The organism is Shewanella oneidensis MR-1, assembly GCF_000146165.2.
In the GTDB taxonomy this organism is placed as follows: Bacteria; Pseudomonadota; Gammaproteobacteria; order Enterobacterales; family Shewanellaceae; genus Shewanella; species Shewanella oneidensis.
Window position 1 is genome coordinate 3,201,913 of sequence record NC_004347.2, and the last position, 19,981, is coordinate 3,221,893.

12 protein-coding genes are annotated in these 19,981 nt (G+C 44.5%); 9 read left to right on the forward strand and 3 right to left on the reverse strand.

The annotated features are described in order from the left end of the window. The first annotated feature begins 53 nt into the window (after nt 1–53). The 3 genes from SO_RS14305 (at nt 54) to SO_RS14315 (ending at nt 8,081) form a co-directional block, all read left to right on the forward strand. Nucleotides 54–2,843 (forward strand): insulinase family protein, encoded by a 2,790-nt coding sequence (locus SO_RS14305; protein WP_011072980.1) that lies wholly within the window; start codon nt 54–56, stop codon nt 2,841–2,843. Between the two features lie 284 nt (nt 2,844–3,127). Beyond that, on the forward strand, nt 3,128–7,396 hold the full coding sequence (locus tag SO_RS14310; RefSeq protein ID WP_011072981.1) for an EAL domain-containing protein: 4,269 nt from the start codon (nt 3,128–3,130) through the stop codon (nt 7,394–7,396). A 106-nt stretch (nt 7,397–7,502) separates the two neighbouring features. After that, nucleotides 7,503–8,081, forward strand: coding sequence for a hypothetical protein (locus tag SO_RS14315; protein ID WP_011072982.1), 579 nt, complete (start codon nt 7,503–7,505; stop codon nt 8,079–8,081). Between the two features lie 273 nt (nt 8,082–8,354). Here SO_RS14315 and SO_RS23530 read toward each other — a convergent pair whose 3' ends face one another. The 3 genes from SO_RS23530 to fadI all read right to left on the reverse strand — a co-directional run bounded on the left by SO_RS23530 (nt 8,355) and on the right by fadI (nt 12,217). Continuing rightward, nucleotides 8,355–8,546 carry a hypothetical protein gene (locus SO_RS23530; protein WP_405130465.1) on the reverse strand — a complete coding sequence of 64 codons (192 nt, stop codon included), beginning with the start codon at nt 8,544–8,546 and terminating at the stop codon, nt 8,355–8,357. Nucleotides 8,547–8,783: 237 nt separating this feature from the next. Continuing rightward, nucleotides 8,784–10,901, reverse strand: coding sequence for a fatty acid oxidation complex subunit alpha FadJ (gene fadJ, locus SO_RS14320; RefSeq protein ID WP_011072985.1), 2,118 nt, complete (start codon nt 10,899–10,901; stop codon nt 8,784–8,786). A 5-nt stretch (nt 10,902–10,906) separates the two neighbouring features. After that, on the reverse strand, nt 10,907–12,217 hold the full coding sequence (fadI, locus tag SO_RS14325; protein WP_011072986.1) for an acetyl-CoA C-acyltransferase FadI: 1,311 nt from the start codon (nt 12,215–12,217) through the stop codon (nt 10,907–10,909). Nucleotides 12,218–12,485: 268 nt separating this feature from the next. On the opposite strand from fadI, the gene SO_RS14330 reads away from it, so the two are divergent. From SO_RS14330 to SO_RS14355, 6 genes are all read left to right on the forward strand, one after another. Further along, the gene (locus tag SO_RS14330) at nt 12,486–13,442 is read left to right on the forward strand and encodes an AAA family ATPase (RefSeq protein ID WP_011072987.1); all 957 of its coding nucleotides are present in this window, start codon (nt 12,486–12,488) and stop codon (nt 13,440–13,442) included. Nucleotides 13,443–13,555: 113 nt separating this feature from the next. Next, on the forward strand, nt 13,556–14,539 hold the full coding sequence (locus SO_RS14335) for a DUF58 domain-containing protein (protein ID WP_011072988.1): 984 nt from the start codon (nt 13,556–13,558) through the stop codon (nt 14,537–14,539). A gap of 75 nt (nt 14,540–14,614) precedes the next feature. Continuing rightward, nucleotides 14,615–15,208, forward strand: a complete 594-nt coding sequence (locus SO_RS14340) for a DUF4381 domain-containing protein (RefSeq protein WP_011072989.1) — start codon at nt 14,615–14,617, stop codon at nt 15,206–15,208. Next, nucleotides 15,202–16,218 carry a vWA domain-containing protein gene (locus SO_RS14345; protein WP_011072990.1) on the forward strand — a complete coding sequence of 339 codons (1,017 nt, stop codon included), beginning with the start codon at nt 15,202–15,204 and terminating at the stop codon, nt 16,216–16,218. The genes SO_RS14340 and SO_RS14345 overlap by 7 nt, the downstream gene beginning before the upstream one ends. Continuing rightward, a complete protein-coding gene (locus tag SO_RS14350; protein ID WP_011072991.1) occupies nt 16,218–18,257 on the forward strand; it encodes a VWA domain-containing protein in 2,040 nt (679 codons plus the stop codon). Before SO_RS14345 ends, SO_RS14350 begins: the two co-directional genes overlap by 1 nt. Beyond that, complete coding sequence (locus tag SO_RS14355; protein WP_011072992.1) at nt 18,251–19,918, forward strand: BatD family protein; 1,668 nt, start codon at nt 18,251–18,253, stop codon at nt 19,916–19,918. The genes SO_RS14350 and SO_RS14355 overlap by 7 nt, the downstream gene beginning before the upstream one ends. Nucleotides 19,919–19,981 lie beyond the last annotated feature (63 nt).

Consider the following 19,981-nt stretch of genomic DNA (forward strand, 5'->3'; position numbering starts at 1 on the left):
AAAACCATTAAGACTATCAATATATAACAAGCCATCGTTACCGGAGTGTCTCTTTGCAAGCCTCTCAGTCTATTTACAAAAGTCCAAACGATCACCGCCAATACCGTTATCTCCAGTTAGATAATGCGCTGCGGGTATTATTGGTGGAAGATTTGGATGCCAGTCAAGCCGCCGCTTCCATGGCGGTTGCAGTGGGGCATTTTGATGATCCTGCGGATAGACCGGGTATGGCCCATTTTTTAGAGCATATGCTCTTTTTAGGCACCGAAAAATTCCCCGATTCAGGCGAGTATCACGCCTTTATCAATCAGCATGGTGGCAGCAATAATGCTTGGACAGGCACTGAGCATACCAACTTCTTTTTTACCATCAACGCCGATGTATTTGCCGACTCCTTAGATAGGTTTAGCCAATTCTTTATCGCGCCCAAATTTGACTTAGAACTAGTAGATAGAGAACGCCAAGCCATTGAATCTGAATTTAGTTTAAAGCTGAAAGACGATATTCGCCGCACCTATCAAGTACTTAAAGAAACTGTCAACCAACAGCATCCATTCTCAAAATTCTCCGTGGGTAACTTAGTCACTTTAGGTGGTGAGCAGGCACAGGTTAGAAGTGAATTATTGACGTTTTATCAGACTCACTACAGTGCTAATTTAATGACTCTGTGTTTAGTCGCTCCGATGTCGTTAGATGCTTTGCAAGCACTTGCAATGCAATATTTCAGCGAGATCCGTAATTTAAACATCGTAAAACAGTACCCGCAGGTGCCGCTGTTTTCTGAAAATGAACTACTAAAGCAAATCAATATAGTCCCTCTAAAGGAACAAAAGCGCTTAAGCATCAGTTTTAATTTTCCTGGCATTGACCACTATTACAAACGCAAACCGCTCACCTATATTAGCCATATTCTCGGCAATGAGAGTAAAGGCAGCCTGCTGTCGTACCTTAAAGAACAAGGTTTAGTGAATAATTTATCGGCAGGTGGTGGAGTCAATGGTTATAACTTCAAAGACTATAGTATTGGCCTGCAGCTCACCGACAAAGGCATGAGCAATATTGACGACATTGTTTGTAGCTGTTTTGAGTACATTGAACTGATTAAAACTCAAGGACTTGAAGACTGGCGCTATTTGGAGCGAGCAAATCTGCTGAAAATGGCATTTCGCTATCAAGAACAAGTCAAATCTCTCGATTTGGCCAGCCACTTAAGCATCAATATGCACCACTATGAAGTGGAAGATCTGTTGTTTGGTGATTATCGCATGGATGGCTTAGACGTAGCCGAAACCCTCGAATTATTGGCACTAATGACACCACAAAACATGCGGTTGCAGCTTATCGCCCAATCAGTGGCAACTGAACGTAAAGCCAGCTGGTATCACACACCCTACCAAGTTTTGCCGATAAAGCCTGAGTCCCTCGCCCGCTGGCAAGTCACAGATATTCGCCCTGAACTCCAGTTACCTGCAGCGAATCCCTTCATTGTGGCTGATTCTATTGCTCGCCCCGATAAAAGCGAAGTTGCCGTCCCAGTCATCGTTGCTGAATCAGCGGGATATCGTATTTGGCATAAAAAAGACGATGAATTTAATGTTCCTAAAGGGCATATGTATTTATCACTCGACTCAGAGCAAGCAAGTAAAACACCAAAACATGCCGCCCTCACCCGCTTGTATGTCGAGATGTTGCTCGATTATCTGACCGAGCCTACTTATCAAGCGGAAGTCGCAGGATTGAGTTATAACATCTATCCACATCAAGGGGGCATAACACTGCATTTATCCGGTTTTACTGGTAATCAAGAAACGCTATTAGCTTTGCTTATCCATAAAGCAAGAGAACGTAATTTTACCGAAGAACGGTTTGCCTTAATCAAGTCTCAGTTGCTACGTAGTTGGCAAAATTTGGCTCAAGCTAAGCCAATTTCTCAGCTGTTTACCAGCCTGACGGCAACATTACAAAAGCGCAGTTACGAACCAGCCAGAATGGCGCAAGTACTCGAAGATATAACCTTAAATGACCTACACAACCATGTAAGGGCATTTTACGAGAAAATTTATCTTGAAGGGTTAATATACGGGGATTGGTTAGTCTCAGAGGCACAGGCACTTGGCAAACGTCTGGAACATATTTTATCGCTTGTCTCTAGTCCAAGCGCCGAATCGACCCGAGAATTAATTAATTTAACCGGACAAGGCACACTTTTAAGAGAACTGGCAATAGATCATCAAGATAGCGCCATTATTGTGTATTACCAATCAGCAACTGCAACGCCAGAAAAAATGGCGCTTTTTAGCTTACTTAATCACACAATGTCTTCAACCTTCTTCCATGAACTGCGCACGGAAAAACAGTTAGGCTATATGGTTGGCACTGGATATTTGCCGCTAAATCGACATCCTGGACTCATTTTTTATATTCAATCTCCCACCACAGGACCACTGTCTTTACTGGAAGCAATAGATGAGTTTATTGCTGATTTTAACTATGCCGTCATGCAAATCACCAATGAAGAATGGGAAAGTACAAAACAAGGTCTCATCAATCAAGTGATGGAACACGATGCCAACCTTAAAACCCGAGGCCAGCGTTATTGGGTTAGTGTAGGTAATCGAGATTACCAGTTCAATCAAAGGGAATTGGTAGTCGCCGAAATCAGCAAACTCACTCGCCCTGATTTACTCAAATTTATGATGCAAAAAATGCGTACTAAGCATAGTGATCGCTTAGTGCTTTTTAGTACAGGTTCAGCTCATACAGCTCAGTCAGCACTCACATCCGATAATATGATTACCGACCTTAAAGTGTTTAAACAAAACACTGAGAAGTTTAATTTTTAATCAAAATCGTGATGCAAGCTCAGTAATCCAGCATTTGTTGTAAACAAACATAACCGCTGCTTTAATGCATTTATGTAGTGTTATCTATGGCCTAAGCATGGAAAATTAATGTAAAACACGCCTACCCCACCTATCTGATGGAAAACCACGCACGATCTGACTCCATCTATCTGCAATTAAAAGGAATTTTTACATTCTCACTTTTGACAAAAGCGGGTATTTCTGGAAAAGTGATGTAACACAATTGTTTCATGGCATCCTCGGACAATACTAAGAACAACACTATGCCGAAAGTACTCTTAAAAATTTTCATCTACAGTTGCCTATGCCTAAGCACCTTGTATCCATCAGATTCTATTGCAATATATTCTAAGGAGCTCGACTCATCCATAGTTTTGAATTCAAACCTATTTGGAGTTCCGCAAGGTCTTTCACAAGGAACAGTAACCTCGATTGTTCAAGATAATGATGGATACCTATGGATAGGTACATTTAATGGTCTTAATCGCTTTGATGGAAGCAACTTCAAATATTTTTTCGCTGATGGAACAAATTCAGGACTCCCTAGCTCTTTTATTCGAAGTTTACAAATTGATAAGAATGGCATTCTATATGTAGGAACTGACAATGGCCTAGCTGTATATGATAAGAACAACGATTCCTTCATTAAATACGGAGCACCACTAGACAACACTCCAATCTGGAGTATAAATACCACTATTGAAACCTTAATTGTTGGCACCAACAACGCAATCATTGACATCCATGGAAAAGAGAACCATCTAGACCTATCGTCTAAAGGGATTGGTGAAATAAAAAAATCTATCAAAATTGGTGATGATTATTTTTTAAAGGATTACTCCGGAAAATTATTTAAAATAAATCAAGAAAGTTCAATCTTAATAAAAGAAAACATTATCGACATTGAACAAAAAAACAATAAATCTCTAATTATATCCACAAAAGATGGACTTTTTGAATATGATGGCGTTTTGATAAATAGAATTGACAACCGTTCTTTTTCACAGCTTGCAAAGAACAATAACACCATCTATGGCATCTCTGAAAACTACATTATTGACATCAACAATAAAAAAACGATAGGACTAATTTCAGCATTCAACCCAGATAAAACCACCGTTTTTTATGCCAACAATAACTTTTTTACACTAGGAAGTGTAGATCAAGGTTTTTTTATCATAAAAAAACAAAATAACTTAGTCAAAAAAACCTCTCTAACAACTAATAGCACTTGGCATTTAAGTAAAAACTCTCAAGGTTTTCTAGTTTCATCAGAAGCTGAAAAAATAACCTTATTCAACAATGAATTCAAAAAAATTAGAGATTACAACACATATACCACAGGATATAAATATGCATTACTCCATAAAAACCAGCTTTTATATGGAACAAGTAATGGATTGTTTTTGGATAATAGTAATTCTGTAAAAAAACTTAGCAATGAAACCATATCAGCATTGTCAAGTAATGAAGATGATTCTATTTTATCAGCTGGAACCCCCGATGGTAAAATCTTAATAATAAAAAACTCAGAAATAATAAAAACTTTTAACACAGAAAGGAAGGAACCTATTTTTGATATTGAAACCATATCAGAAAACTTGTTTTATATAGCCAGTCAGGGAGGACTTAGAAAGTATGACAACGGTCAGGAAACACTTATAAGCGAGCAACTGACATATAGTATTCAAAAAGATAGAAATTATTTATTATTCGGCACATCAAAAGCCTTAATGCGTTATGATATAACTAATGAAAAAATAGACACCTTATTCTCAAAAAATAAAGAAATCTACTCAATTGCAAGTGATACCAACTTTATTACTGTTTCATCATTAGGAGAGGTAATTATTTTTGATAAGAATAGTAAAACTTCTTATGCGCTGGGAACATCAAATGGGAGTCAATATGAATACAACTCACCTAGCGCAATAAAAATTAATGATTTTATATTGTTGGCAGGAATTAACGGGGTAAGCTTAGTATCTCCACAAGAAATTTCTGATTATATAAAAAGTCAAAAAGCAAACAAAACAGAAATATCTAAATTTTCCGTTTTCAACATGAGTCAAGAAAAAAATGGAAAGTATTTAAAAAAACCAATCGATGTAACAAAAGAAATAACACTTAAATATTCAGACTATCCATTTTCTTTTGATTTCATATCTCCTATGTCTGATGAATCATCTACTAACTACTACTACAGAATGCTAGGGTTGTCTGATACTTGGATTTACTCTAATGGAACAAACTCCGCAACCTATACCAACCTATCTCCTGGCGAATACGTATTTCAGGTTTACACCATAAATAATCTTTCAGGCGAAAAATCATCTGAGAGAGAAGTTAACGTAATAATTACGCCTCCTTGGTGGTCATCTACTCAAGCCAAAATATTTTATTTTTTAATAACAATGTTTTTGTCCCTATTTATATTCAAAGCAATTCTTCGTAAAAGAGAAATTCAGCGTCAAATTGCTTTGAGTGAAGAACGACTAAAGCTATCTCTATGGGGCAGCGGTGATGAAATGTGGGACTGGGATATAGAAACGGGTAATATTTTCCGCTCGAATATTTGGGGTGCATTAGAGTTCCCACGAGATGGACATCGCTCGGGTAATCGAGATGAAGAAAGTAATATACATCCCATGGATCAAGAACGCGTTAGAGAAGCACTAAATAAACACTTCTATGGTGAGACAGATCATTTCGAAGCGGCATATAGAGTTAAAGGCAAAGATGATAGTTGGATATGGATTTTAGATAGGGCTAAAATTGTAGAACGAGATGATAAAGACAACGCTCTACGAATGACTGGCACTATTAAAAATATCAGTCAATTTAAACAAAAAGAAGAACAATTAAGACTCTTCGAAAAAGCGATTGAAAATATTTCTGAAGGTATGTTTATTCTTGACAGTGAATACCGTTTCGTAGAAGTGAACGAGGCTTGCTGTAGAATATCACAACGAAATAGGTCTGATTTTATTGGCAATTTACTTACCTTTGAATTATATCCTGAATCCTTCTCAAATCAGATTCGTACTATGCTGAAACAGCAAGGTCGATGGGCAAGTGAAGTCGAAGCAAATCGAGGCGATAACAGCCATTTTCATATGGAGCTCACGATTGACGCTATCTACGATGAATTAGGTGAATTGTCGCATTATGTGGGTGTTTTCTCTGATATATCAAGACGTAAACAGCAGGAAGAAGAACTTCGTAAACTCACCAACAATGATTTATTGACTGGCCTACCCAACCGGTCAAACCTACAAGTCACATTAGGAAACTTAGTCAATAAAGAAATTAATCATGCATTAATGGTACTCGATTTAGATAATTTTAAGCGTATCAATGACTCATTAGGTCACCAAGTTGGTGATAAATTACTAAAACTTGTATCAGTCAGAATTAAATCTTCTGTACCTAAAAACACCAACATCTATCGTTTAGGAGGAGATGAGTTTGCCATTGTTCTCGATAAAACGTCGGATATTTTAGCCTCCGCCGCTATTGCGGGACGAATTGTTGATGCTTTTAACACTGTATATGAAATAGACAATGAACAACTTGTCTTAGGTGTGAGTGTTGGAATTGTACTGTATCCAGATGATGAGCAGAATGAGCAAGCCTTACTCAGAAAAGCTGATATTGCCATGTACCATGCAAAATCTGCAGGCGGTAACTGTTACCAATTTTACTCTGAATCACTCAATGAACATGCAATTAAACAGCTTGAGACCGAAAATCTTATCCGTGAAGGCTTAAAAGAAGATTTATTTGAAGTTTATTATCAACCCAAAGTCGATCTGAAACATGGTCATGTTGCTGGAATGGAAGCTTTAGTCAGATTAAATCATCCAACCTTAGGACTTATTCCACCGAATGATTTTATCCCTCTTGCAGAAGAGAATGGTCTGATTGTTGAAATAGGTGAAATTGTACTCAGAAAGGCCTGTTTTGCCGCGCAGAAGTGGCGTGAGCAAGGTCTATTTAAGGGCCGAGTCGCCGTCAATTTATCGTCACGACAATTTGCCCTACCCGATCTACAACAGCGGATAGAGTCAATTTTACGACTCACCCAATTACCTGCCTCTCATTTAGAGCTAGAAATAACTGAAGGTACTGTTATTAAGCAACCAGAAATGGCTATTACTGTTATGCAGCAATTAGCCAAAATGGGTGTGAGCCTTGCTTTAGATGACTTTGGAACGGGTTATTCATCGCTTTCTTACTTAAAAAGATTCCCGATTCATACGCTGAAAATCGATAAAGCATTTGTTGACGATATTGATAAATCCGACCGCGATTTAAAAATGGTCGATTCCATTATTACCATCGCCCACAATATGGGTCTATCCGTCGTTGGTGAGGGAGTTGAGCAAGCTGCACAGCTAAATATCCTTCGAGCCCTAAATTGTGAAGAAATACAAGGTTACATCTTCAGTAAGGCCATTAATGAAGCAGAGTTTACCCTTTTACTACAGGAGGACCAGGCTAAATCCATCGCGATAAACAACACATTGTAATCATTATATTACTCATCAGGGCAACTTGAAACATTGGCACAACATCTGCATCAACTGTATCAGTGTCAATAATAAATATTATCAACTACCCTGAGAGAGAAACATAATGAAAGGAATCCTAACTGCTGTTGCACTAGTGTCATCAATTGGTTTTGTTGTAAATACTAATGCAGTTGAAACAACTCAAAAAATTACAACATCCAATCAAGTTGTGACGTCTGAACAAAACACTGTAAGCGAGCAAGAAATTGCAGGTCACCCATATGTGAAGTTCAAGCCGTTTGAAGTCGCCGGTCACCCGTATGTGAAGTTCAAGCCTTTTGAAGTAGCTGGTCACCCATATGTGAAGTTCAAGCCATTTGAAGTCGCGGGTCACCCATATGTGAAGTTCAAGCCATTTGAAGTCGCGGGTCACCCATATGTGAAGTTCAAGCCATTTGAAGTCGCGGGTCACCCATATGTGAAGTTCAAGCCATTTGAAGTCGCGGGTCACCCATATGTGAAGTTCAAGCCATTTGAAGTCGCGGGTCACCCATATGTGAAGTTCAAGCCTTTTGAAGTAGCTGGTCACCCATATGTGAAGTTCAAGCCTTTTGAAGTAGCTGGTCACCCATATGTGAAGTTCAAGCCATTTGAAGTCGCGGGTCACCCATATGTGAAATTTGCTAATACAGAAATAGCGTAATTAAACTTTAAATTGAGGTAATGCATCATGATGAACTCACTCAAAAAAGCACTTGGTTTCGCAAAACCTGTTCGTAAAAAAGTAAAATTACCAGAAGGCTTAAACCATCTTGAAGTAATCCCTGCCAAGGGGTGGTGGAATTAATTTATAAGCCATTGGTAAAAGCTCGTATCGCCTAAAATAATCTTACTAGCGCAGCGATATCGCAGACTAAACCAAAGGGAGCTACTGCTCCCTTTGGTTTTTTACAGCTCCTATGACTAACAATCAAAATCAAGCTGCAATGTAGCAGTCATGGCTATGGAGGCTCCTTCTTAAGGCAATACGTTTGTGGGTGGAAAACAAGGGAAAAGCCATGGGGCCAAGGATAAAACCAAGCACCGTCCAGTATTTTACTGAAAGCCCTGCCCTAAAAGCCGCATATCCAAAACACCATGCACAGAAAAACGATAGCGCAACCAACATATAAGCAACCAATCCCACCGCAAACCTCTTTATTCGCCAAATATAAATACAAAACAGCTAAGCCTATCTGCTTTTTTGTGCAGTCCGAATGCCTCAAGGCGGTAATCTTTCATAAAAGAGATCGAATAATACAAGATATCTAGACTAGATATGAGTGTTTTTTAGGCAAAAATTAGCCTGAGGGCAATAAAAAAGCGGCATTGAATTGCCGCTTTTTTGACCAAGGATATCTAAGTGTTAGAAGAAGCGAGCTTTTTCTGCCGCCATAGCCTTAAGCCGTTGGCAAGGCTCAAATCGATCGCCATATTGTGTTTGATAACGTTCAAGTATTTTGACTAAGTTATCCGCGCCTAAAGTATCGATATAATGGAATGGTCCACCCAAGAATGGTGGGAAGCCGATGCCAAAGATAGCGCCAATATCACCATCGCGCGGCGAGGCAATAATGCCTGCATCTAAGCAGCGCACTGCTTCATTCAGCATTTGCACTACACAGCGTTCCGCTACCGCGCTCATTTCTTTATCGACACCAGGCTTGATACCTAATACGCCATACACGGTTTCATCCACAGCTTTTTTCTTGCTGGCAGCGCCATACTGATAGAAACCTTTGCCATTTTTACGACCTTTTCTATCGTCGCTTAATAGCTTGTCGAAGGCTGCTGGTGCTTTAAAGCGTTCACCAAGCTCTTTTTCAAGAATTGGAGAGATCTTAGCGCCCACATCAATACCGACTTCATCGAGTAAGGTAATTGGGCCAACGGGGAAACCAAACTTCACTAACGCTTTATCGAGATGTTCAACACTTTGCCCTTCTAGCAGCAATTGTGCGGCTTCGTTCATATAAAGCGCGAGGATGCGGTTAACATAAAACCCCGCACCGTCTTGTACCACAATTGGCGTTTTACCCTGTTTACGGGCAAAGGCGACTGTGGTGGCAATGGTTTCTGGTGAGGTTTTAGCGTGGGCAATCACTTCCACCAGCGGCATTTTTTCTACCGGTGAGAAGTAATGTAAGCCAATCACATTTTCAGGACGGCTTGCCGCTTGTGCAATTTGACCAATGGGTAACGATGAGGTGTTAGACGCAAAAATCGTGTGCTCACCGCATTCACGCTCAATATCTTTAACCATTTGATGTTTAAGCGCTAAATCCTCAAATACCGCTTCAACAACAATATCGGCATCCTTAACACCTTTATATTCGGTCGTCGTTGTCATCAGCGCCATTAAATTGTCGCGAGCGGCTGGCGTCATATGACGACGTTTCACGCCTTTATCCAATAACTTATAGGCGTAAGAAAGCGCGTTGCTTAAGCCCTTTTCGTTAATGTCTTTTACTCGCGCAGGAATTTTAGCCTTAGTCGTAGTGACAGAGGCAATACCACCTCCCATCAAACCGCCACCTAAGATCACGGCTTTTTTGACTTTACGTGGCGTTGCACCTTCGGCGCCGGTTTCTTTCTTCATCTCTGTAGTTGCAAAGAAAATACTGCGCAGCGCTTCAGATTCTTTCGACACCACCAGCTCAGCAAAATGGCTGGCTTCGACTTCCAGTCCCTTCTGCATACCTTTGGCAATACCTTGGCGCACACAATCAATAATCTTTGCTGGCGCTGGGTAGTTACCTTGGGTTTTCTTAGCAACTTGCTTAGCCGCTTGATCGAAAATAATGTTGCGACCAAAGCCAGTACCTTCAAGCAATTGGTTTACTAGCGATTTTTTAACTGGCTTAGCTATTTGTTTACCCGCGAGCGCCATCTCCACTGCGGTTTGCAGCAAAATCGTTTGTGGCACCACATCGTTAACTAAGCCCATCTTTAACGCTTGTTTCGGGCGAATTTGTTTACCCGTCAACATCATATCCAGCGCAGTGGTAATCCCCACCAAGCGTGGCAAACGCTGGGTACCACCGCCACCGGGTAATAAACCGAGCTGCACTTCAGGTACGCCCAGCATGGTCTTGCCATCATCACTGCACACACGTTGATGGCAGGCAAGCGCTAGCTCTAAACCGCCGCCCAAGCAAGCACCATGAATTGCAGCGACCACAGGGATGTTTAATGCTTCCAACTCGTTAAACACCACATGCCCTTGCTGGGATAACGCTTTGGCATCGCCCGCCGTTTGGCAAGCATCGAGCATAGAGATATCGGCACCGGCAACAAATGAATCTTTTTTGCCCGAAATCAGCACTAGGCCACGGATACTCGAATCGCGTTTAATCTCAGACAGGATCTCACTGATCTCAGGGCCAAACTCCGCCTTGAGGGTATTCATGGTTTCGCCAGGTACGTCCATGGTTAAAATGGCGATACCGTCTTCACGGCGAGTTAAATTAAATGTTTTTCCCACCGCCATTACTCCACTTCCACAATCATTGCAGCCCCTAAACCACCCGCAGCACAGGCCGTTGCTAGACCCGTTCCGCCGCCACGACGTTTAAGCTCACGACAAACCTGAGTGATTAAACGCGTACCTGTGGCTGCAAAAGGATGGCCATAGGCTAAAGAGCCGCCGAGTACGTTGAATTTGCTCATATCGATGTCGCCAATGGCGCGGTTGCGGCCAAGTTTTTCTTCGGCAAATTTTTTGGATGCAAACATCTGCATATTGGCTAGGGTTTGCGCTGCAAAAGCTTCGTGCATTTCGATTAGGGTTAAATCCTCTAATTCCATGCCAGCACGTTTTAATGCCAATGGCGTCGCATAAGATGGGCCCATTAGCATATCTTGCCAAACATCAATGGCGGTAAATGCGTAGCTCTTAATGTAACCAATTGGTTGATAACCAAGAGCTTTAGCGCGGCCTTCACTCATCAGAATGATCGCCGAGGCGCCATCGGTCAGCGGCGTACTGTTCGCGGCAGTCACGCTACCATGCTTTTTATCGAAAGCCGGACGCAGTTTGGCGTAAGAGGCTAAATCGGAGTTTTCACGAATATTGTTATCGCGCTCGATAAACTGTTTGTAGGGTGGGACATGGGCCACCATCACTTCATCACGTAGATGGCCCGAAGCCCAGGTTTCATTCGCTAAGGTATGAGAGCGATGCGCCAGCGCATCTTGGTCGGCGCGGCTGATGTTGTAAGTCTTCGCCATTTGTTCAGCGGTTTGTCCCATTGACAACCCCGTTGAATACTCGGCCACGGCAGGCGGCACAGGCAATAAATCTTTAATGCCTAAACGGCGAAAAATCTGTAATTTTTGACCAAAAGTACGGGCTTTGTTCAGATCGACTAAAGCATGAGCAAGTTTTTTAGACACACCAATAGGTAATACAGAAGAGGAGTCAGCGCCGCCGGCAATACCGATCTCAATATTCCCCGTCATGATTGACTCAGCCACATTCACCGCAGATTGAAAACTGGTCGCACAGGCGCGGGTCACGCTATAGGCATCGGTTGATACATCCATACCCGTTCCTAATACGATTTCACGGGCAATGTTAGGCGCAGCAGGCATTTGCACTACTTGACCATATACCAGTTGCTCAATCAATTTCGGATCCAGTTCGCTACGAACAAGCAGTTCGTTAACCACCATTTTGCCCATATCAAGGGCCGAAATACCGTGGAATGCGGTCGCCTGTTTCGCAAATGGCGTTCTTAAGCCTGCCACAATGGCGATACGCTCACCCCTTGCGTTAGTTACCTGTTGTCTATCACTCATTTGTCACCCTCTTTATGTGCGCTATCGCTGAGAGATTTCAGGCGGCGCTATCGATTTCCATGTATCCCTGTTGTGGCCTTAAAATGGCTTATAACAGGTCTGACCATTAAAGTGTGATCTGATTCTAACTTCTTGTCAGCAAGTTTTAAACACCTGTTTGTTTTTTTAACACTAGCCAAACCCTTAGGGAATTCTTTACCATATTCGTTGTCTTAAGCCCACACACGTATTTTCAATTAATATTTTCAACCTAAAAACGAGTAGCATCATGCCTTTGAGTCGCTTCCATGCATTACGCACTTACCTAAATAAGGTTGTTTTAGGGCAGCCAGTACTGACCGAAAATCTGCTCATTGCCCTCATCGCCAATGGCCATTTATTAGTAGAAGGTCCACCAGGACTTGCCAAAACCCGCGCAGTTAAAGCCCTTTGCGACGGAGTTGAAGGCGATTTTCACCGGATCCAATTTACCCCCGACCTGTTGCCTGCCGATTTAACGGGCACGGATATCTATCGCTCCCAAACCGGTACCTTTGAATTTGAGGCAGGTCCTATTTTCCATAACCTGATCCTCGCCGACGAAATCAACCGCGCGCCAGCTAAGGTGCAGTCGGCGTTATTAGAAGCTATGGCTGAAGGTCAAGTGACTGTTGGCAAAAACAGTTATAAATTACCGCCGCTATTCCTGGTGATGGCAACACAAAACCCCTTAGAAAACGAAGGCACTTATCCGCTGCCTGAAGCACAGCTCGACCGTTTTTTAATGCACCTGAATTTGGATTATCCCAGTGGCGACACTGAAATCGAAATTCTGCGTCAATCCCGTAAGGAGGCACTCACTCACGAGTTGCCAACCACTGAGCCGATTGCTCAGGCGGATATTTTTGCCGCCCGTGATGAAGCAATGGAAATCTATCTGGCTGAGCCGCTAGAGAAATACATAGTCGAAATCATTATGGCAACCCGCCAGCCAATACGTTACAGCGACGACTTAGCCAAATGGTTAGAGTATGGTGTTAGCCCCCGCGCGACGATTTCGCTTGAACGCTGCGCCCGTGCCAGAGCCTGGTTACACCAGCGAGATTTTGTGTCACCGGAAGACATTCAAGCCGTTGCGCCCAATGTACTAAGGCACAGACTGCTGCTGAGTTATCAGGCACAAGCTGAAGGTGTCAGCCGCGACCAAGTGATCAACCATATTTTGACTCAAGTGGCCGTGCCTTAGAGTAGAGCCAAAAATCAGTCCCATAGTCTATGTGCTTCGGTAGCGAACAAACTAACGTTAAGTTAAATAAATGGCGTTAAGTTAAATAAATGGCTTTAAATGAGTGACTTTGAATGAATGACAGTGCGCTAAACGCATCCCTAAATAATGATGTTGTACAACATGGCTTACCTCTTAATGGTTTGCCCTTGTTTGCCGATGGGTTGCATTTAACCGAGAAGGAACTGCTCGCCTGCCAGACGATTGCGCGGGCCATTCCTGAGCGTCACAGCCGAGCACGCGCCAATCTGGCGGGTCATCGCAGCAGTCTAATCAAGGGCCGTGGCATGGAGTTTGCCGAAGTGCGCCATTACCAGCAAGGTGACGATGTCCGCACAATTGATTGGCGTGTTACCGCACGCACAGGGCAAACCCACACCAAACTCTTTATCGAAGAGCGCGAGCGCCCTATTCTGCTGCTGCTCGATTTAAGCCAGAGTCTGTATTTTGGCTCGAGTTTGCTGTTACAGTCAGTTCAAGCTGGGCATCTCGCCACCACGCTTGGTTGGAATGCTATCAATCACGGCGATAGGCTCGGGGCCTTAATCGCCTGTGAGTCGGAGCATCTTGAATTAAAGCCCCGCAGTCGAAGGCAAGGTATTTTGCAGCTGATCTCAGGACTATGCCGAGTGCACGAGCAGCAACTCAATCAACTTGGCAGTCATCCGCGCGATCCAGACCATATATTGCGTGCCTGCCAGCGTTTGCAACGTATCGCTAAGCCCGGCTCATTGATTTGGATTATCACCGATGGCAGCCATTTTACACCGCAATGTATCGCGCCGCTGACAGAGCTCAAGCGCCATTGCGATATTGGCGCGTATTTGATAACTGACCCTTTAAGGCAAGGTAGCCTGAACTTACCTAAACAGTTCAGTTTACCTGTCCGAGATGCAGAGCAAGACTTAGTGTTGACTCACCACAGCTATCAGGCATGGCTCGCGCTGCAACACCAGCAGCAGAATGACTTTATCGCCATGATGCAAAAGCTAAGAGTACACACCCAATTTATCGATGCAGGCCGCCCCCTTGCAGAGCAATTAGCATTACTGCAATAGCCACATGGCTAAAAGACGATTCAATAAACTATTGAACATAAAAAATGCAACATAAAGAATAAGTGAGTCCAAAGCGTGAACCCACAAACTTTACCGCCAGCCTCGGATAAGGCTGTAACGCCAAATCCCGCGTTGGCGGATTTACAGGATATTATTCTGCCCGACCCCATTGGCGCTTGGCCATGGGCAGTTGGCTATTGGTTGGTACTTGCTATCCTGCTGGTGCTTATCATCGGCGCAATTCTTTGGCTTAAAAAACGTGCCGCTTACTTAGCGCCGAAAAAAACCGCCCAAGGTTTATTGGCAACTTTAGACCCAAATTCCAGCCATTACCCTTCCGAGGTCAATCAGCTATTAAAGCGTACCGCGCTGAGTTACTTGCCAAGGGAGGTGATCGCAAAACTTGATGGTGATGCCTGGGCAAGTTGGCTGGATACCCATTTACCCAAACAAAATCGTGGCCGCATTGGCCCCTTATTGGATAAACGCCACCAAGCTTCACCGCTTAGCACCGATGAAGCCCGAGAGTTACACAATCTTGCCCAACGTTGGTTTGCCTCAAAAGCCAAATTTAGCTCACCGCAAGTAAATAGCTCATCGAGCCAAACATCCTTTGCGACAGCGCCATTATCCCAAGCGAGCACCAAGACTGCGGAGGAACAATGTTAACTGTCGTATGGCCCTTGGCATTGATTTTACTGCCTTTACCTTTAATTTTTTGGCGGCGTCAAACGCTGCACGCCGAAGGTGGGCGCCTGCAACTGCCCGGTATCAGTCAAACGAGCAAGGCAACCTTAGCCACCCAAACTCGTCAAACCCGTAAACGCTATTGGTTAATGTGGTGCTTGTTAGTACTTGCTATCGCCCGTCCGCAATGGCTTGGCGATCCAATTGAGCTCCCTAGCCAAGGGCGCGATCTCATGCTGGCGGTGGATTTATCCGGCAGTATGCAAATTGAAGATATGGTGATCGACGGCAAAGTGGTCGACCGCTTTACCCTCATCCAACACGTGGTCAGTGAGTTTATTGAACGCCGTAAAGGCGACCGCATCGGTTTGATTTTATTCGCCGATCATGCCTATTTACAGGCACCACTCACCCAAGATAGACGTTCCGTGGCCCAGTTTTTAAAGGAGGCCCAAATCGGTCTCGTCGGCAAACAGACGGCTATCGGCGAGTCGATTGCACTGGCGGTAAAACGCTTCGATAAAATGGATGAAAGTAACAGGGTTTTAGTTCTATTGACCGATGGTTCAAATAACGCCGGTAATATCGAGCCACAGCAAGCGGCCCAAATCGCAGCAAACCGCAAAGTAACCATTTATACCGTAGGTGTCGGCGCCGATGTGATGGAAAGACGCACCCTCTTTGGTCGTGAACGGGTTAATCCGTCAATGGATCTGGATGAAAACCAACTACAGCAGATTGCCGATGCCACCCACGGCCGCTATTTCCGCGCCCGTAATAGTGAGGAGCTAGAACAGATTTATCAAGAAATCGATAAACTTGAACCCGTTAGCCGCGATCAACTCAGTTATCGCCCTCAAGCGGAACTATTTTACTGGCCGCTCGCGTTGGCACTGCTCACCAGTCTCTGGATTGCACTAAGCCAGTTACCGTTTTTTACTCGCGCTAAAAACCTTGTTTTATCAGCCACACCGCGGGGGAATGTCCGTTAATGAGCCTGCATTTTATTCGTCCAGAATGGTTACTCGCCCTACTGCCATTGGTGATTATTTTATGGATGCTTTGGCGCCAGCATGCAACTAACAGTGCTTGGAACCGTTATATTGCGCCACATTTGGCAAAAGTATTAGTCACAGAAGGTTCGCAAAAGTCCCGCAGGCCGCTGCATATATTGGCCTTTTCTTGGTTTATCGCCACCTTAGCGTTAGCTGGACCGGCCCTCAATAAGCAATCTTTGCCCGTTTTCGCCGCAGAGCAAGGCCGAGTGCTGGTGATGGATATGTCCGTCTCCATGTTTGCCACCGATTTGGCACCTAACCGTTTAACCCAAGCCAAATTTAGGGCGACAGATTTACTCCGCAGCTTAAAAGAAGGAGAAACCGGACTTATCGCCTTCGCGGGCGATGCCTTTACGATCAGCCCCTTAACCCGAGATACTGGCACTTTACTCAATTTATTGCCGACCTTAAGCCCTGAGATTATGCCCGTGCTAGGGTCAAACTTAGCCGCCGCATTAACCCAAGCCAAAAACCTGCTGGCACAGGGCGGACATCTTCGCGGCGATATTATCGTAATGACCGATGGCATCACCCCAAGACAATTTGATGAAGCCAATTCGGTATTGACGGGCAGCCAATATCGCCTCGCAATAATGGGATTTGGCAGCAATCAAGGCGCACCAATTCGCTTACCCGATGGCCAATTGCAAAGGGATAGCAGCAATGAGGTCGCAGTCGCCAAAACTGACTTTGGCTTGCTGCAAAAATTAGCCGATAACCATAATGGCATTATGATCCCCAATCGCGCCGATGGTGAGGATCTTGTCCAACTTCAACATTGGTTAAGCGATAGTGGCGATGCCAAAGCCACGGATCTTGATGGCGAAACCTGGCAAGATCTCGGCCCTTACCTCGCCTTATTCTTACTCATTCCTGCCCTGCTGAGCTTTAGGCAAGGTATGCTCGCCAGTTGGATGCTGATGGGATTTGCCAGCCTACTACTCGGCGCACTGCCACAAAATGCCCATGCTAATGCTTGGAACTCACTCTGGCACACTCAAGAGCAGCAAGCGATGCAGGCTTACCAAGCCGAGGACTATGCAAGTGCCGCCCAAAAGTTTGAAACTCCCCAATGGCAAGGCGCTGCACAATATAAGGCTGGCAATTTCGAACAAGCGCTAAAAAGCTTTGAGCAAGATAATTCAGCTAACGGGCTTTACAACCAAGGCAACGCGCTGATGCAAATGGGCAAACCCGATAAAGCTAAAGAACGCTATCAGGCGGCGCTCGATAAGCAGCCCGATTTCCCGCAGGCAAAGGCTAACCTTGAGTTAGCGGAAAAACTGCTGGAGCAACAACAATCGCAGCAAAATGCTAACAACCAAGACAAGCCGTCTCAGGGCGATCAAAACCAACAGGGACAGGATCAAAACGATCAACAGCAGGGTCAAAACCAGCAGCAAGGTCAGCAAAAAGAGCAGCAATCCTCGCCAAACGACCCATCTCAAGAGCAACAAGCTGGCGAAAAGCAGACGCAGGACAACACCTCTTCCGCTAAAGATAAGCAAGATAACCCTGAGCAGGAAGCGCAGGACCAACAGCAAGCCAGTGATGATGCAGCAAAACAAGATGCCAATGCCGGAAATCAACAACAGCAGTCTCAACAGCAAGAAGCATCGGAGCAAAACGCACAAAATAACCCGACTGCAGAGTCCTCTGAACCCGCTAGTAATGAGTCCAAAATGCAGGCAAAGGTCGAAGATGATAAGTCAAAAGCTAAACAAGAACAGCAACAAGCCGTAGCGCAACATGCGGATAAAGAGAAACAGTCACCGACAGAGAAAGATCCGCAAGCCGCCGTTGAATCTCTCGAACCGCCGCCTAGCAACAGCGACCCGTTACCCGCTGACATGCAACGGGCACTGCGCGGCGTGAGTGAGGATCCACAAGTATTGCTGCGTAACAAGATGCAACTCGAATATCAAAAACGCCGTCAAAATGGCCAAATATCAAGGGATAACGAACAGTGGTGATCAGACAATTTTTTATCCTCCTCATTCTTTGCATCGCGGTCATTGAGCCCGCCTTTGCCCTGAGCAAACTCGAGGCCTCGGTCGATCGCAATCCGGTGATGGAGGGAGAGTACTTTGTACTGAATGTCAGTGCCGACGATGAGGTTGACACCGGCAAACTCGATACCTCAATCCTACTTCAGGATTTTATCGTAGGCCGCACCAGCGTAAGCCGTAGTACCCAGATCATGAACTTCGATGCGGTCAAAGAAACTCGCTGGCAAGTGCTGCTAGCGCCAAAGCAGAAGGGACAGCTAACCATTCCGTCCTTTAGTATCGATGGTGTGAGCTCTGCCGAAATCCCACTAAATGTGGTCGAGGCTGGCGCGCAACCTGAGCAAGCGAAAAATCTGTTTATCGATGCAAAGGTATCGAGCGATGAGGCCTATGTCGGCCAGCTTATTACTTATAAAGTGAAGCTCTACCTCGCCGTAGAATTGCAACGGGGCGTGCTTAACGCGCCAGTCATTGAAGGCGCGCAAATTAAACAAGTTGGTGAGGATAAAGACGGCTCAGAGATCATCGATGGCCGCCGTTACCGCGTCATTGAGCGCACCTATGGCATCATTCCCGATTTACCCGGCCAAGTGAATATTAAGGGTGCCACCTTTTCTGGCGATGTATTAGTGGAATCCCAACGCCGCGGTGGCATGTTTGGTTTTAATGAGAGCCGCCCAATGCAAGCAGGCGCGCCCTCATTAAGCATTCAAGTTGAACCTGCGCCAAGCAGCTTCCAAGGCCAATGGCTTGTAGCGGATTTAGTGGTCTTAAAAGAAAGTTTTCCTGAAGATGTAAAAGAATTTACTGTCGGTAGCCCTATTACCCGTACTATCATAGTATTGGCATCCAATGCCGATGAAAATAGTCTGCCGGATATTTCGCAAAATCTACCCGCTGAGCTTAAATCCTATCCCGAAAAACCTCAGCGCCAGAGCTTTGTGCGCGATGCGCAGATTGTGTCCCAATACAGCATTACCTCGGCGATTGTGCCCAGTAAAGCCGGGACGTTTACCTTACCCGAGGTAAAACTCCCTTGGTGGAATCCACATCTCAAACGCCAAGAAATCGCGACCCTACCCGCGCGCACGATTAACGTTAAAGGTGGCGCTGAAGTTGATGCACCAACGCAAGTCGCATCGCAAAGTAGTACAGTGAGCAGCAACCAAGACAGTTGGAGCGCTAATCTCTTTGCCCTGCTTTGGCTAGTCACACTGGTTGCATGGGGAGTGACCTTTGTTGCTTGGCGCCGCGCAGTGAATCGCCAAGTACAGACTATGGCTCCACTACCGCCTCAACCTCAATTGCTTGGCAATGGATTGAAGGCATTAGAGCAAGCCTGTGCCGAAGGCAATACCAGTAAGATATTAAAGCAGTTACAACGCTATGTGAGTGAGCAGGACGCTCGTCCAATGACCTTAGATAAAATTGCCGCTAAGTCTGATGAATTAGCTGCAGCTATCAGCCAATTGCAAACATTGGCTTATGGCGGTAAATCAAATGCCAGCACGGATCCACTGCAAGCTACGGCCGTTAAAGCCCTATTAATCGCAGTCAAGAACCTCAATCTCAATGCGATGGCGCATCAACCATCCCCATTACGTCCGCTTAACCCTAGTGAGTAGGTAGTTCAAGCGTGCGAGCAAGGAGTAATGATTTGAATTATAAAATAAAAAGAAAAAATCAAA